At 64.0% G+C, this 14,367-nt stretch carries 14 protein-coding genes; 5 read left to right on the top strand and 9 right to left on the bottom strand.

Going from position 1 to position 14,367, the window contains the following annotated elements:
• Nucleotides 1-44 precede the first annotated feature (44 nt).
• Complete coding sequence (locus LRC39_RS21635; protein WP_346295592.1) at nucleotides 45-686, bottom strand: YceI family protein; 642 nt, start codon at nucleotides 684-686, stop codon at nucleotides 45-47.
• A 96-nt stretch (nucleotides 687-782) separates the two neighbouring features.
• Here LRC39_RS21635 and LRC39_RS21630 point away from each other — a divergent pair, with 96 nt between their 5' ends.
• Complete coding sequence (locus tag LRC39_RS21630; protein WP_346295591.1) at nucleotides 783-1,685, top strand: LysR family transcriptional regulator; 903 nt, start codon at nucleotides 783-785, stop codon at nucleotides 1,683-1,685.
• Nucleotides 1,686-1,697: 12 nt separating this feature from the next.
• On the opposite strand, the gene LRC39_RS21625 is transcribed toward LRC39_RS21630, so the two are convergent.
• From LRC39_RS21625 to LRC39_RS21605, 5 genes are all read right to left on the bottom strand, one after another.
• Entirely contained in the window at nucleotides 1,698-2,171 is a 474-nt protein-coding gene (locus tag LRC39_RS21625; RefSeq protein ID WP_346295590.1) for a BLUF domain-containing protein, read from the bottom strand.
• Nucleotides 2,172-2,384: 213 nt separating this feature from the next.
• A complete protein-coding gene (locus LRC39_RS21620) occupies nucleotides 2,385-2,984 on the bottom strand; it encodes a GNAT family N-acetyltransferase (RefSeq protein WP_264074546.1) in 600 nt (199 codons plus the stop codon).
• 321 nt (nucleotides 2,985-3,305) lie between these two features.
• Nucleotides 3,306-3,566: a hypothetical protein gene (locus LRC39_RS21615; RefSeq protein WP_234822271.1), complete on the bottom strand. Its 261-nt coding sequence runs from the start codon at nucleotides 3,564-3,566 to the stop codon at nucleotides 3,306-3,308.
• A 765-nt stretch (nucleotides 3,567-4,331) separates the two neighbouring features.
• Entirely contained in the window at nucleotides 4,332-4,757 is a 426-nt protein-coding gene (locus LRC39_RS21610; RefSeq protein ID WP_264053344.1) for a hypothetical protein, read from the bottom strand.
• Between the two features lie 743 nt (nucleotides 4,758-5,500).
• A complete protein-coding gene (locus LRC39_RS21605) occupies nucleotides 5,501-7,117 on the bottom strand; it encodes a hypothetical protein (RefSeq protein ID WP_346295589.1) in 1,617 nt (538 codons plus the stop codon).
• A gap of 580 nt (nucleotides 7,118-7,697) precedes the next feature.
• Between LRC39_RS21605 and LRC39_RS21600 the strand changes: the two genes are divergently transcribed.
• On the top strand, nucleotides 7,698-8,075 hold the full coding sequence (locus LRC39_RS21600; protein ID WP_346295588.1) for a hypothetical protein: 378 nt from the start codon (nucleotides 7,698-7,700) through the stop codon (nucleotides 8,073-8,075).
• A 179-nt stretch (nucleotides 8,076-8,254) separates the two neighbouring features.
• Here LRC39_RS21600 and LRC39_RS21595 read toward each other — a convergent pair whose 3' ends face one another.
• On the bottom strand, nucleotides 8,255-8,971 hold the full coding sequence (locus LRC39_RS21595; RefSeq protein ID WP_107356835.1) for a DUF1013 domain-containing protein: 717 nt from the start codon (nucleotides 8,969-8,971) through the stop codon (nucleotides 8,255-8,257).
• Between the two features lie 259 nt (nucleotides 8,972-9,230).
• Here LRC39_RS21595 and ispH point away from each other — a divergent pair, with 259 nt between their 5' ends.
• From ispH to rnhA, 3 genes are all read left to right on the top strand, one after another.
• Nucleotides 9,231-10,193 carry a 4-hydroxy-3-methylbut-2-enyl diphosphate reductase gene (ispH, locus tag LRC39_RS21590; protein WP_263989582.1) on the top strand — a complete coding sequence of 321 codons (963 nt, stop codon included), beginning with the start codon at nucleotides 9,231-9,233 and terminating at the stop codon, nucleotides 10,191-10,193.
• Between the two features lie 100 nt (nucleotides 10,194-10,293).
• Nucleotides 10,294-11,277, top strand: coding sequence for a homoserine kinase (locus tag LRC39_RS21585; RefSeq protein WP_346295587.1), 984 nt, complete (start codon nucleotides 10,294-10,296; stop codon nucleotides 11,275-11,277).
• Nucleotides 11,274-11,741: a ribonuclease HI gene (rnhA, locus tag LRC39_RS21580; protein WP_047309033.1), complete on the top strand. Its 468-nt coding sequence runs from the start codon at nucleotides 11,274-11,276 to the stop codon at nucleotides 11,739-11,741. Before LRC39_RS21585 ends, rnhA begins: the two co-directional genes overlap by 4 nt.
• Before the next feature lie 127 nt (nucleotides 11,742-11,868).
• Here the strand turns inward: rnhA and LRC39_RS21575 are convergent, their stop codons facing one another.
• A complete protein-coding gene (locus LRC39_RS21575) occupies nucleotides 11,869-12,354 on the bottom strand; it encodes a peroxiredoxin (protein ID WP_107345858.1) in 486 nt (161 codons plus the stop codon).
• 248 nt (nucleotides 12,355-12,602) lie between these two features.
• Nucleotides 12,603-14,294 (bottom strand): long-chain fatty acid--CoA ligase, encoded by a 1,692-nt coding sequence (locus tag LRC39_RS21570; protein ID WP_346295586.1) that lies wholly within the window; start codon nucleotides 14,292-14,294, stop codon nucleotides 12,603-12,605.
• Nucleotides 14,295-14,367: the final 73 nt, after the last annotated feature.

The raw sequence follows: 14,367 nt of genomic DNA, 5'->3' as shown, positions 1-14,367 counted from the left end.
GTGCGCCCGCCGCCGGATGCGACGGGCGCGGAATGTCGAAGCGATCAGTTCTGCTTTTCGAACGCGGCGCTGATTTCCAGGCCGACCTCGTCGCTGATCAGCGGCACATATTTGGTCACGCCGAACTCGCTGCGCTTGATCGTGCCGGTGAGGTCGAAGCCGACCGTCACCTTCTTGTTCAGCGGGTTGACGCCGGCGCCGTGCAGCCGGGCATCGAGCGTCACGGTCTTGGTGACGCCGTGCAGCGTCAGCTCGCCGGTCACCTTGGCCTGGCGCGGACCGGTGACGGTGACCTTCTGCGATTTGAACAGGATCTCCGGATTCGCCTTGGCGTCGAGCCAGTCGGCGGCCGTCAGCTCCGTGGTGAGCTTGTCGACCGGGGTGTTCACCGAGGCGGTCGGCAGCTTGATGTCGAAGCTGCTCTTGGCCGGGTTGGCGCCGTCGAGCTGCAGCGTGCCGGAGACGTCGCCGAACCGGCCGCGGAACTCCGAGAAGCCCATATGCGACACCACGAAGCCGACCTGGGTGTGGTCGGGGTCGATCGCGTAGGCGCCGCTCTCGACCTTCACCGGTTCGGTCTTCACTGCCTGGGCCTTGGCGGCCTTCGGCGCAGTCTCGGCGAACACGGCAGGCGCGGCCATCAGGGCGGCGGCCAGGATCGGAAACAGCAGGCGTCGTTGGATCATGGGTATCCTCCAGTTTGGCTGTCCCCCTGACTTAAGAGCGGCGGCCAGCCGAAGAAAGAGATGAAGTTTTGTGGTTCTTCATCTAAAATTTCGATCATGAACGACGGCCTCACCCTCGACCAGATCCAGCTTCTGCTCACGGTGGCGGACGAAGGCAGCTTCTCCGGCGCCGCCCGCAGGCTGCGGCGGGCGCAGTCGGCCGTCACCTATGGGGTGCAGAAGCTGGAGCAGCAGATCGGGGTGTCGCTGTTCGATCGCTCCGGCTACCGGCCGGTGCTGACCGAGGCGGGGCGCGCGCTGCTGGCGCGGGCGCGGCGGATCGCCGAGGAGGCGGCGGCGTTCCGCGATCAGGCGCGCAGCCTCGCCGGGGGCCTCGAGCCGGAATTGACCCTGGTGCTCGACTCGATGTTTCCGATGCCGCGGATGGTCGATGCGCTGCGCGCCTTCACCGATGCCTTCCCCACCGTGCCGCCGCGGATCTTCGTGCAGTCGCTCGGCGCCTCGGCCGAGCTGGTGCTGAACGGCACCTGCGTGATCGGGCTGGTGCCGGAGCCGTTCAGCGATCAGCCCGAGCTGAAGCGCTATCCGCTGTCCACCGTGCAGCTGTTGCCGGTGGTGGCGCAGGATCATCCGCTCGCCGCGATCGCCGGCCCGATCCCGACCGATGTGCTGCGCCGCCATGTCCAGCTCGTGCTCACCGACCGTTCGGCGCTGACCGAGGGCCGCGACTACGGCGTGCTGTCGACCCAGACCTGGCGGCTGGCCGATCTCGGCACCAAGCACGCGATGCTGCTGGCCGGGCTCGGCTGGGGCAGCATGCCGACCCATCTGGTGGCGGACGATGTCGAGGCCGGCCGGCTCAAGCTGATCCAGCCGCTCGAATTCGAAGACCACACGGCGCGGCTGGTGATGACCGCCGCGCATCTCGCCGGCCGCCCGCTCGGCCCCGCGGCGCAGTGGATGCTGAACTACCTCCGCGCCCAGAGCCCGCGCGGGTGAGGCGCCGCGCCCTCAGCTCTTGCCCGGCGCCGCGAAGCTCCGGTCCGGCGACAGCTCGGAATCGTAGGCCATTTCCATCACGATCTTGAACAGCCGGTCGCAGCGCTCGTCGGGGGCGAAGTGGGTGTCGTCCCTGATCCAGCCGAGCGCCTTCTCCCAGCTCGGCGAGCGGCCGATATAGGCCATCGTCCAGTTCGGGAATTCGCGGTCCTCGACCTCGGCGGCCGACATCACCTGGATCTTGCTATGGCGGGGATCGTGCCGGATCACCTCGAAGATCCGCTCCACGGTCTCGCGCGGGCCTTCCAGCACCTGGGCGAAGAAGCCGCAGTTGAAGATCAGTGCGCCGGTGAGGCCGAGCGCGTTGTTGTTGCGGCGGGAGGTGGCGAGGATGCCCTCGATCTCACGGGCGACATGCGCGACATCGCCCTCGATCCGATTCTCGCTGACATACAGCAATCGATACAAATGCGCAGATTCAGTCATCACCGCGCTGGTTTAGACGGAGCCAAGCCATCAGCCAATCCTCCCCAACGCCATTGAGGAGTGCTGCGCCTTCGGCTTCCTTGCGCGGCGTCAAATCACCTCGCGCTTCGAATGGCCGGACGCGTGGCGAGGGGCGAAAGACGAAGAGAAAAAGACGCTGGGCTGGTCGGATGGCGCGCGCGCAGCGACCCCTATCCGCCGCGCCGCGCGCGATCAGCGGCCGAGCTGTTTCAGCATCGTAGTGGCGCTGCGGAAACCGAACAGCGGCTCCAGCAAGCCGAGCGATTGCGTGCCGCGCGCCTGGTAGCCCTGCCGCTCGTACAGCTTTCGCGCGCCGTGATTGCTGTCGATGACGTCGAGCCGCACGGCCTTGAGGCCGCAGGCTGCGGCGTGCTGTTCGACGGCGTTCAAGAGCGCGGTGCCGACGCCGAGCCCGCGGGCCTGTTCGTCGACGAAGATGCCGTCCATCAGCAGCGTGCCGGGCTCGCAGCCGCGCTCCAGGATGCTCAGCAGCAGCCCGCGCCAGACCGCCTGCACCGGACCGTAGATCCGCACCACATCACCGAACCCGCCGCCGACGAAGGCGCCGTCCGGCGTCTTGAACCCGGCGACGCCGAGGAAGCGGCCGTCGTCGGCCACCGCGCTGATCGCGTAGTCGGCATCGAGCACCCGCCGGATCAAAGCGACCGCCTGGCGCCGCGGCCCGAGCGAATAATGCAGCTTGCGCGCGAACGCCGCCCAATAGCCGGCGGCAGCCTGCGCGCGATGCTGCGGCCGCAGCCCGTGTTCGATCCGGAAGGTGGTTGGTGTCATCGTGGCCGTCCTGTTGTCGCCCCGCGCCGGCGGGGCAGCGCTCGGAATACTGCGCCGAGCGTTCGCGGCCGCAGCATCGTGCTGCGAGCCTTGCGAGCGATTTATGGCGACGGTCGGGCGCAACCGGCGTCGGCCCCGCGCCCCTATGTCGCTCCGTATGGCGTCAGTGCGCGCTTCACCGAGTCATTCCGGGGCGCTCGCGCCAGCGAGCGAACCCGGAATCGCGATCCCTGGATCAACGAATGGTCTGGCTTGCCTCCGCGAGCCGAGAACGCTGATGGATCGAGCGCGTCGAACCCCATCAGCGGCAGTCAAAGCCGCTCAGCTCAGCATCGGCCACAGCCGATACGCCACTGCCACGGCGAGCACGATCGCGGCCCAGATCAAAGCGTGGTTTAGCCATTGGCTGGTGGTGGTCCCGCGCAGCATGCCGCGGCCGACGAACAGCGTCAGCGCCGACAGCATCGCGACGCCGACCACCGTCGAGGAATCGAACAGTTCGCCGCTATAGGCGGTGTCGTTGACGATCGCCGCCACCCCGCCGGTGACCACGATCGCGATCAGAAGCCAGAAGTAAGCCATGGCCGAAGTCTCCGCCGCACCGCGCAGCCCTGTCAATGCGGGGCAGCGCCGCGGGGGCAGGGGGCTCCGCACCCGCAGTGTCTCGCGACACGACGTCCTTTCTCCACGTCATTCCGGGATGCGCGCCACCGGCGCGCAGGCCCGGAATCCATAACCACCGTCGTTTGCATTCCGCCGCAGCGATGCAGCGCCGCGCCCTTACAGCATTCACAGTGAGTATGGATTCCGGGCTCGCGCTCCGCGCGCCCCGGAATGACGTGGAGAGAGGATTGTACAGTTAGGCTAAGCAGGTCGTTCGGTCATTCCGGGGCGCTCGCGAAGCGAGCGAACCCGGAATCTCGACGTTGTGACAAGGATCGTCGCGACGTGATCAGAGCGTCGGGCGAGTTAGCCGAAGGCATCAGCCGTCGATGTGCGCTGTATGCGTCTCCCCCTATCGCAGCGCGCCCCCTCTCCCGCTTGCGGGAGAGGGCTGGGGTGAGGGCGACGCGAGCAGTGAGTCCAGTATGGAGTCCGCATGAGCGGAACGAAGCGCGGCTCACAGATCGCGACAGGCCGCTTCGTCGGACCCAAAAAGCCGTTCGGGGAATGTCGCGAACGGATCAACGTCACGTACCGAGAGTCCTGTCCGACGCGGCGCAAGTTCGACATCTCGACAAGGCGATGCTTGCATCGCATCGACCAGGGCGGCGCCGGTGCGGTCGCACTTCAGCCGCAGAATTCGTTGGCCGCAGCACCCCGACCTCGTCGCGGCCGTGCACCGGGCTACGTTTGCTTCCCGTTGGAAACTGCATGTCTTTTGAAGATCGATTTGATGTTGCTTATCTTGCCGTCTGGACTCGGCACGGTCATCAGCATGAGGAGTAGATCGTCCTTCAGCCCGAGGTTGAGATAGAACGGCTTCCCTCCGTAGAAGCCGCGAGTATTCGGACTCCAGCTTCCTTTCCCTGCGACATAGGGTCTTCCCTGGAAGCTTTGTCGCACGACAGCAGACCAGCCGTTGTTCGCTTTCACCGTAAAATCGCTCCCGTTTTCTTCAATCAGGATGCGGCAATCAGCGCAGTGACCTGCGTTCGAATCCACCTGGAGCCATTCACCCGGCAAAGATGATAAGATGGTTGGTTCCGCCCGAACCAGACTCGAGCAGACGGAAAAGGCGCCGAGGAGAAAGCAAAGAAGAGCGTGATGCATAATAACTCCGATCAAATCGACGTGGCACGATAATCCCGACAATCCGTTACGTGCCGCCGTACGACCGGATCATCCTCCAAGACCGCTGCGCGGACAGTTCAGGCGATCGGAGCTATTTGAATCAAATTGCCAGACTCGGGAGCGAAGCGGCAGCGGGCCTACGCATGCCGCCTGCCTCTTAACTCCTCTTGTCCTGCATTGCGCCTCCCACACCGCAGTACGCAGGGCGGGTTATCCGAAGGCGTAATCCGCCGATGTGCGACGCCAATGACGACGGCATATTACGCTGCGATAATCCCCCCCTCTGAGCTTGAAGCACGGGCCATGCCGCAGATCGCAGCGCGCTCCCTCTCCCGCTTGCGGGAGAGGGCTGGGGTGAGGGCGACGCGGGCAGTGAGTCCAATGTGTAGCCCGCGTGAGCGGAGCGAAACGCGGGACGAAGCGCGGCTCACAGATCGCGATAGGTCGCTTCGTCGGACTCCAAAAGTCATTCTGAGAATGTCGCGAACGGATCAACGTCACGTACCGGAAGTCTCATCCGACGCGGCATAAGTTCGACATCCCGACAAGGCGATGCTTGCATCGCATCGACCAGATCGCGTCCGGTCCGAGCCATGTCCGGCGCGGCTGTGCCGGGCGTCCTTTCGGCGTCCCGAGCGATGCCGGACGGCCGCCGCTTGTTCGTCATAGAACGCATCCTTGCAAAAACCCCGCGGTCGCTTCGCTCGCGCGGGCTACGCTTGCTAGCGAATGACCTTCGAATTCAATCCGAAGTAAAGATCAAACATCTGGTTGCCACTAGCATAGCTCATTGGACATCGTATTCGATGAACGAAATGATCGAGGTCGGAAACTCCCTGTAGGTACGCGCTCAGCGAGGCGGCGCTTGCTGAGGATGTGAAAAATGCCTGCTCGCGCTCTGATATTCCGATCTCCAGCGATTCGGTTTGAATCTTCAGCAGAGCTTGGTTGATTTTTGATGCGATTTCTTCGGATTTGTCGTCACCGGCACCGGAAGCACGAGATCTCAATAAGGTTTCATAGATCAGGAACAGTAGGGTGCGGTCATGGAGCGCCCCATGGTCCAAAAGAGTAAGCGCAATGCGCGTAATCTCTTGCCCGTTGAACTTCAGCGACGTGTTGCCGTCTGAGAACACGATAGTGCCATTCTGGCGCAGGACACGTTCGTGCTGAAGAGCTTGTGCATGGGCCTTGATAATTCCGAGCGAGAAGTCGGTTAGTGCGGCTCCTTCGCTCCCGCTCATTGATGCGCGAGTGAGTGCCTTTGCCTTGCATTCCAAGAATACGATGTGGCGCTCGTCAGCCAGAATAAGGTCGCACTCTCCGTCGGCATTTGTTCCCATGTTATATTTTGCATTGGCTGCTACGATGGGTAATCCAGCGTCATTAATCAGTCGCGCAAATACCCGCTCAGTCCCAGTTCCTTGGAGATCGTCGATTTCGTTTCGATTTACCAATGGCCTAATCGCCGCCATCAGTGCTTCATAAAACGCGGGACCTGAGGTCGATGCGGCTGGCAGAAAGAAGGTGTCGGGTTGTATCGCGATGAGTGGCTTAAACATGAGGTTGGCCTGTGAGCTCGCCAACGGAGAGTCGTAATCTTTGTTTACGATCGAAATATCGTGCGCAAAGAAATTGATGATCCGGTCAAATGACTCGCGGTGCGCCCCCGCCGTCAAGAGTGCTGATTTTGTTATAATATTAGGGTCCAGGCCGCTGAAGTGACCGATTGCCTCGCAGAGTCGAAAGGCATCCTCCAAATCCCAGCCAAGTTGCTGCGGCATTCGGTCGAGCGGGAAGGCCGAGAAGAATTCAGAAATCACTGGAAGTGTGATTTCCCAGGGCCATTGGCGCAGTGTGAATACATGGTCAAATAGTGCGCATCTCCCGAGTAGTGCTCCCAATTGCGTAGGCCCAACGTTCACGTTCCAGAATTGACTTCGTGGCTGAATATCTAAGATGGCGGCAAGGGCAACGGCGAATTCGATTGCCTCCCGCCAAGCTGTCTTGGGGTCCTCTGGGAGTTGGGTCGATGGTGGTAGCTGGACAGCAAGGTTGAGAAGAAAGCCATATGGGATTGCTGACGGGGTGGTAGGTTTACTGAACTCTCGTGCCGTTAAGTACACGCCTAGTCCAAATCGATTGTTAGATCGCATGCCTCCGAAAAGTTGGCATAACACATCAAAGCACCCAAAGGGTCTGAATTTCTCCAGTAAGCTTGCTGTTGCCCGCTCAAGTTCGCCGTTGGCGAGTTCTCCGTCCGCATCGAGCTCATAGCCCGCAGAAGAGAGATGCGCTTTGGCGGCAACTAGAGCGGCTGATCGCTTTGACTGATTCATTGGGGCGCAAATCGTCAATAGTAGTGCCTTGAGCTTAGGCTGATTCTCGAAGAATGCTTGCCATCAAAAAGGGGCGTAGTGTCGAAAGACTCCTGTTGACTTATCTGTAGTACAGGATTATATTCCCATTCATCCCGCCCCATCGAGGGGCGCGTTGCCGGGACGCTGGTCGTCGCGGGGCGGGGTGTGGCGCCTGCGGGTGTGGGGTGGACGTCGCCCTGGACCTCCGGGAGGCTGAGGGTCGCCGTCCGCCGCTACTACGAGCGGCCGCCGCGACAGAGGCTGGACGGGTACGGTAGAGGCCGGGGAAAGCCCGCAAGCTCGCCGTGTCCCGGAAGAACGGTCCTTCAGCCAAAAGTCGCCACGGTGGAGCGTCGAAAGACGTTTCCGCGGCGCTCGCGCTTCGGCGATCCGAGGCATGAGGCCGCGGGTACTACCAAAGGCGCGTCTTTCGGCGCTCCACCTCCCTCGGCCCGATGGCCGACCGGAGGCCCCCTGAACCCACCACTCACGCAAGGCTTTTGCGGGCAACGCCGCCGCATGCGCGCGCGCCCGCTGCTATCAGCATCAGGAGGGAGCGATGCCGACTTGGCCGACCGAACAGCTCAGCTGGGATCACGCGCGGCTGGATGCGCTCGAGCAGCAGGCCAGCGCCGAGCGGGCGCAGCTTTGGCTCGACATCGACATGCTGGCGGCACGCCGCGCGCTGCAGCGCGCGCTGGCAGATGAAGTGCAGGCGCACAAGCGCTGCCCGGTGAAGGACTGCCGCCGGGCACGCGGCTGCCGCACGCCGATGCTCTGCGCCGTCGTGCCGATGGACCCGCCGACCGAACCACAGTGGAAGATGATCGACACGCTGTACACCAACCTGCAGCGCCGGCGCCGCGATCAGGCGCTGGCGCGGCGGCAGCACGGCGAGTGGATGCGCGATGGGCGCAAGCCGGGGAGCGGGCGATGACGATGTCGGTGGGGAGGGCGCTTCGCGCTGATCCCGGCTGCGGAGCTGCCACGCGCCGGGTCCGTCATCCTCCGCGCAGGCGGAGGATCGAGTATTCCAGAGAGCCTGCGGTCGGCAACGCGCGCTTTGGAATCCTGGGTCGCCCGCCAGCGCGGGCGATGACCGTGAGGGTGGGCGGCTCAGAAGCCGCCGTCTTCGTCCTCGTCGTCGTGCTTCTTGCCGCCGATGGTCTTGAGCTTGGCGAACACCGCGTCGACGTCGAGATCTTCCTGGCTCTTGCCGGAGGTCGCGGCTTCGAACTCGGCTTCCTTGCGGGTGGTCTCGGAGGCCGGCAGCAGGGTGGCGCCGCCATACTGCTGGTCGGTCGGCTTCTCCTTGGCGGCGCGCTGCACTTCGAAGTCGAGGTCGAGCTGCGAGCACAGGCCGAGCGTCACCGGGTCCATCGGGGTCAGCGTCGCGGCGTTCCAATGGGTGCGGTCGCGAACGGAAGCGATCGTGGTCTTGGTGGTGCCGACCAGGCGCATGATCTGCGCGTCCTTCAGCTCCGGATGATTACGCACCAGCCACAGGATCGCGCTCGGGCGCTCGTGGCGGCGCGACACCGGGGTGTAGCGCGGACCCTTCTTCTTGGCGGCCTGCGGCAGCACCACCTTGCTCTCGGCGAGCTTGAGGCGATAGTCCGGGTCCTTCTCGCCCTTCTCGATCTCGTCGCGGGTGAGCTGGCCGGTCGAAATCGGGTCCATGCCCTTGATGCCCTGGGCGGCGTCGCCGTCGGCGATCGCCTTGACCTCCAAGACATGCATCTTGGTGAAGTCGGCGACCTGATCGAACGTCAACGCCGTGTTGTCGAGCAGCCAGACGGCGGTGGCCTTCGGCATCAGCGGTGCGTTGCTCATGGCAAATCTCCTTTGTCCCTTGCCCCTCCGGATTCGTCCTGAGGCAAGGCGGGTCGTCGAGGATGACGGGAATTGCCGCTTATATATGCTGTCCGGGGCTTGCCGCGCAAGGAGCCTTGCTAAAGTGCAGGTGATCCGGCCTTGACAGTGCCGCAAACCCGGCCCAATTCCTACCCCGTTCGACCGCTGCGCAACGCCGTTGGCGTGCGCCCGTTTTCCGCCGGTTCTGCTCGGCGCCCAGGCCCCCGGATCGTTGCCCATGCTCGCCAAATCGCCGCTGAAAATCGTGTTGTGCTCGCCGCGCGGGTTCTGCGCCGGCGTGGTGCGGGCGATCGATACCGTCGAGCGGGCGCTCGCGATGTACGGCGCCCCGGTCTATGTCCGGCACGAAATCGTCCATAACAAATACGTGGTCGACAGCCTGCGCGCCAAGGGCGCGATCTTCGTCGAGGAACTGGAAGAGATCCCGGACACCAAGGCGCCGGTGGTGTTCTCCGCCCACGGCGTGCCGAAGTCGGTGCCGGAAGACGCGCTGTCGCGGAATTTCTTCTCGATCGACGCCACCTGCCCGCTGGTCACCAAGGTGCACCGCGAGGCGGCGATCCATTTCAAGCGCGGCCGCGAGATCCTGCTGATCGGCCATTCGCACCACCCCGAAGTGGTCGGCACCCTCGGCCAGCTCCCGGCCGGCGCTGTGACGCTGATCGAGACCGCGGCGGATGCCGAGGCGTATCAGCCGAAGGATCCCAACAACCTCGCCTTCGTCACCCAGACCACGCTGTCGATCGACGACACCGCCGGCATCGTCACGGTGCTGCGCGAGCGCTTCCCGAACATCTCCGGGCCGCACAAGGAAGACATCTGCTACGCCACCACCAACCGCCAGGCGGCGGTGAAGAAGGTGGCGCCGGTGGTCGACGCCATGATCGTGGTCGGCGCGCCGAATTCGTCGAACTCGCAGCGGCTGCGCGAAGTCGCCGAGCGCGAGGGCTGCAAGGTCGCGGTGCTGGTGCAGCGCGCGTCGGATCTCGACTGGAGCCAGTTCGAGGGCATCAAGGTGCTCGGCCTCACCGCCGGGGCCTCCGCCCCCGAGGTGATCGTCGAGGAGATCATGGGCGCCTTCGCCGAGCGGTTCGACCTGTCGGTCGAGACGGTGTCGGCGGCGGAAGAAAACGAGTTCTTCCCGGTGCCGCGGGTGCTGCGCCCCGACGCCGCGGAATAACCGGCCGGACCCGGGGGGCTCCCCCCGGGGGCGCCCTTTCATCGCGCCCCGTCTTGGTCTAGGAAGCCGCCAGGTTTTTTCCTTCTGATCGGATCACGCCATGGCGGTCTATACCGACGTCGCCGCCGACGAGCTTGCGGATTTCCTGAGCCGCTACGACATCGGCGACTTGTTGTCCTACAAAGGCATCGCCGAAGGCGTCGAGAACTCCAACTTCCTGCTGCACACCTCGCGCGGCTATTTCATCCTGACGCTGTATGAAAAGCGCGTCGCCCGCGACGATCTGCCGTTCTTTCTGTCGCTGATGACGCATCTGGCCGGCAACGGCATCAGCTGCCCGCAGCCGGTCGCCGATCGCGAAGGCCATACGCTGGCGACGCTCGCCGGCCGTCCGGCGGCGATCATCAGCTTCCTGGATGGAGTATGGCCGCGCAAGCCGAGCGTGGTGCATTGCGCCGGCGTCGGTCAGGCACTCGCCAAGATGCATCTGGCGGGCCGCGACTTTGCGATGAAGCGCGCGAACGCGCTGTCGGTCGCCGGCTGGCGGCCGCTGTTCGCCGCCGCCGAGGCGCGCGCCGACGAAGTACAGCCAGGCCTGCGCGATTTTCTGGCCGCCGAGCTGAGCTATCTGGAAAGCGGAGTGTGGCCGTCCGATCTGCCGCAGGGGCTGATCCACGCCGACCTGTTCCCGGACAACGTGTTCTTCATCGGCGACGACGTCTCCGGCATCATCGACTTCACCTTCGCCTGCAACGATCTGCTCGCCTACGACGTTGCGATCTGCCTGAACGCCTGGTGCTTCGAGGCCGACCACGCCTTCAACGTCACCAAGGCGCGGGCGCTGCTCAGCGCCTACACGCGCGTACGCCCGCTCGATGCCGCCGAGCAGGCCGCGCTGCCGCTGCTCGCCCGCGGCGCCGCGCTGCGTTTCCTGCTGACCCGGCTGGTCGACTGGCTCAACGTGCCGGAAGGCGCGCTGGTTAAGCCGAAGGATCCGATGGAGTACGTCCGCAAGCTGCGCTTCCAGCAGAATGTCGCCGGAATTCGCGACTATGGTGTCGAGATCGCAGGGGCGGTGGCGTGAGCGAGGCTGACCAGAAGCCGGTGATCATCCACACCGACGGCGCCTGCTCCGGCAACCCCGGCCCCGGCGGCTGGGGCGCCATCCTCAAATTCGGCGATGTCGAAAAAGAGCTGAAGGGCGGGGAGCCCCACACCACCAACAACCGGATGGAGTTATTGGCGGCGATCTCGGCGCTCGAAGCGCTGACGCGGCCGTGCTCGGTGGATCTCTATACCGACAGCCAATACGTGAAGAACGGCATCGGCAGCTGGATTCACAATTGGAAGCGCAACGGCTGGAAGACCGCCGACAAGAAGCCGGTCAAGAACGTCGACCTGTGGCAGCGCCTCGACGCCGCGCTGAAGACTCACAGCATCCGTTGGCACTGGGTCAAAGGCCACGCCGGCCACGCCGAAAACGAACGCGCCGATCAGCTCGCGCGGGACGGCCTCACCGAAAACCGGATGAAGTCGCGGCTGAAGTAGTTCGTCACCTGCGTGATCGATTATTTCGTCGTCATTGCGAGCGGAGCGAAGCAATCCAGCTCAGTGCACGGCGCTGGATTGCTTCGTCGCTTTGCTCCTCGCAATGACGCGTTGAGAGCGAACTAACTCACAGCTGCCCGAGCAGCGTGTCGCCGCCGGAGACTTCGACCTTGCCGGGGTTCGGCTCGAGGTTGAGAGTCTTCACCACGCCGTCTTCGACCAGCATCGAATAGCGCAGCGAACGGGTGCCGAGGCCGAAGCCCGAGCCGTCCATTTCCATGCCGATCGCCTTGGTGAAGTCGGCATTGCCGTCGCCGAGGAAGATCGCTTCATTGCGCTGGTCGGTGTCGCGCTTCCAGGCGTTCATCACGAAGGCGTCGTTGACCGAGACGATCGCGATGGTGTCGACGCCCTTATCCTTGATCGCATAGGCGTTGAGGAAGATGCTCGGCAGATGCATCTTGTGGCAGGTGCCGGTGTAAGCGCCGGGCACGGCGAACAGCGCCACCTTCTTGCCCTTGAAGATATCGTCGGTGGTCTTCACCTGCACACCGTCTTCGGTCATCACCCGAAACTGCGCGTCGGGCAGGCGGTCGCCAACCTTGATGGTCATCGGTATCTCTCCCTGTTGTGCGGATGATTTCTAGCCCGCGGGTATGACAGTGACAATATTGCGGGATCGGTCGGGTGTTTGTGTTGGCTGGTGGCGGCGCGCGCTCCAAGCGTAACGCCGTCATTCCGGGGCGCTCGCGTAGCGAGCGAACCCGGAATCTGACACCGGCACGATAACTGCGGGAATCCGGGTTCGCGGCCGTTTGGCCGCGCCCCGGAATGACGTGGAGGGCAAGAGGACAGCAGGCGTTACGCCGCTGCCTGATTGCTCTTCTTCTCGTCGCGCAGTTCGCGGCGCAGGATCTTGCCGACGTTGGTCTTCGGCAGCGTGGTGCGGAATTCGATCTGCCGCGGCACTTTGTAGTTGGTCAGTTCGTTGTGGCAGAACTTGATGATGTCCTCGGCGGTGACATCCGGGTCCTTCTTCACCACGAACGCCTTGACGGCCTCGCCGGTGCGCGAGTCCGGCACGCCGATCACCGCGCATTCCAGCACGCCGGGATGGCTGGCGACCACTTCCTCGACTTCGTTCGGATAGACGTTGAAGCCGGAGACCAGGATCATATCCTTCTTGCGGTCGACGATCTTGGTGAAGCCGTCGGGCGACATCACGCCGATATCGCCGGTGCGGAAGAAGCCGTCGGCGGTCACCACCAGCGCCGTCTCGTCGGGACGATTCCAGTAGCCGGACATCACCTGCGGACCCCTGGCGCAAATCTCTCCCGGGGTGCCGAACGGCACTTCCTTGCCCTCTTCGTCGCGGATCGAGAGCTCGGTCGACGGCATCGGAAGCCCGATGGTGCCGTTGAACTCGGTCACGGTCGCGGGGTTGCAGGTCAGCACCGGCGCGGTCTCGGACAGACCGTAGCCTTCGGCGATCGGGCAGCCGGTCATCTTCAGCCAGGCTTCGGCGACCGGGCGTTGCACCGCCATGCCGCCGCCATTCGAGATTTTCAGCTTGGAGAAGTCGACCTTGTCGAAGCCCGGCGCGTGGAGCAGGCCGTTGTAAAGCGTGTTGACGGCCGGGAAGCTGTTGACCTGATACTTCATCAGTTCCTTGATGAAGCCCGGAATGTCGCGCGGGTTCGGGATCAACAAGTTGACGCCGCCGGCGCGCATGCCGAGCAGGTAGCACGCGGTCAGCGCGAAGATGTGATACAGCGGCAGCGCGCAGACGATGAACAGCTGGTCGACATGCGGCGGCTTGGCCAGCGCCGGCTGCAGCCAGGCGTCGTTCTGCAGCACGTTCGCCACCACGTTGCGGTGGAGCAGCGTCGCGCCCTTGGAGACGCCGGTGGTGCCGCCGGTATATTGCAGGAAGGCAACGCTCTCGGGACCGATCGCCGGCTTGGTGAACTTCTGGCCGCGGCCGGCCGAGACCGCGTCGTTGAACGAGACCGCGCCCGGCAGCGAATAGGCCGGCACCATCTTCTTCACTTTGCGGACCACCAGATTGACGATCACGCCCTTGAAGCCGAGCATGTCGCCCATCGTGCCGACGATGATGTGCTTGACGGGCGTGCGGGCGGCCACCTGCTCGACCGTGTGGGCGAAGTTCTCCAGCACGATGATGGCTTCGGCGCCGGAGTCTTTGAGCTGATGCTCGAGCTCGCGCGGGGTGTAGAGCGGGTTGACGTTGACCACCGCGAAGCCGGCGCGCAGCACTGCAGCGATCGCCACCGGATACTGCAGCACGTTCGGCATCATCAGCGCGACGCGCGCGCCCTTCTGCAGACCCTTGCCCTGCAGGTAGGCGCCCAGCGCGACCGACATTTCGTCGAGCTCGCGATAGGTGATCGCCTTGTCCATGCAGATGAAGGCTTTGCGATCGCTGTACTTACGGAAGCTCTCCTCGAACAGATCGACCAGCGAGGGATACTGCGTCACGTCGATGTCGGCCGGGACGCCCGGCGGGTATTGCTTGAGCCAGATCCGCTCCATGGTGTGTTCCTCGTGTCGCCTGCCCGAAGCATTCCGCTTCGTGCGTTATGATTGTTGCATATCGATTGGGGGC

The organism is Rhodopseudomonas sp. P1 (assembly GCF_039642825.1).
Lineage (GTDB): Bacteria > Pseudomonadota > Alphaproteobacteria > Rhizobiales > Xanthobacteraceae > Rhodopseudomonas > Rhodopseudomonas palustris_H.
Note: the sequence above shows the minus strand (reverse complement) of the source record. Positions and strands in the feature narration are given on the sequence as shown.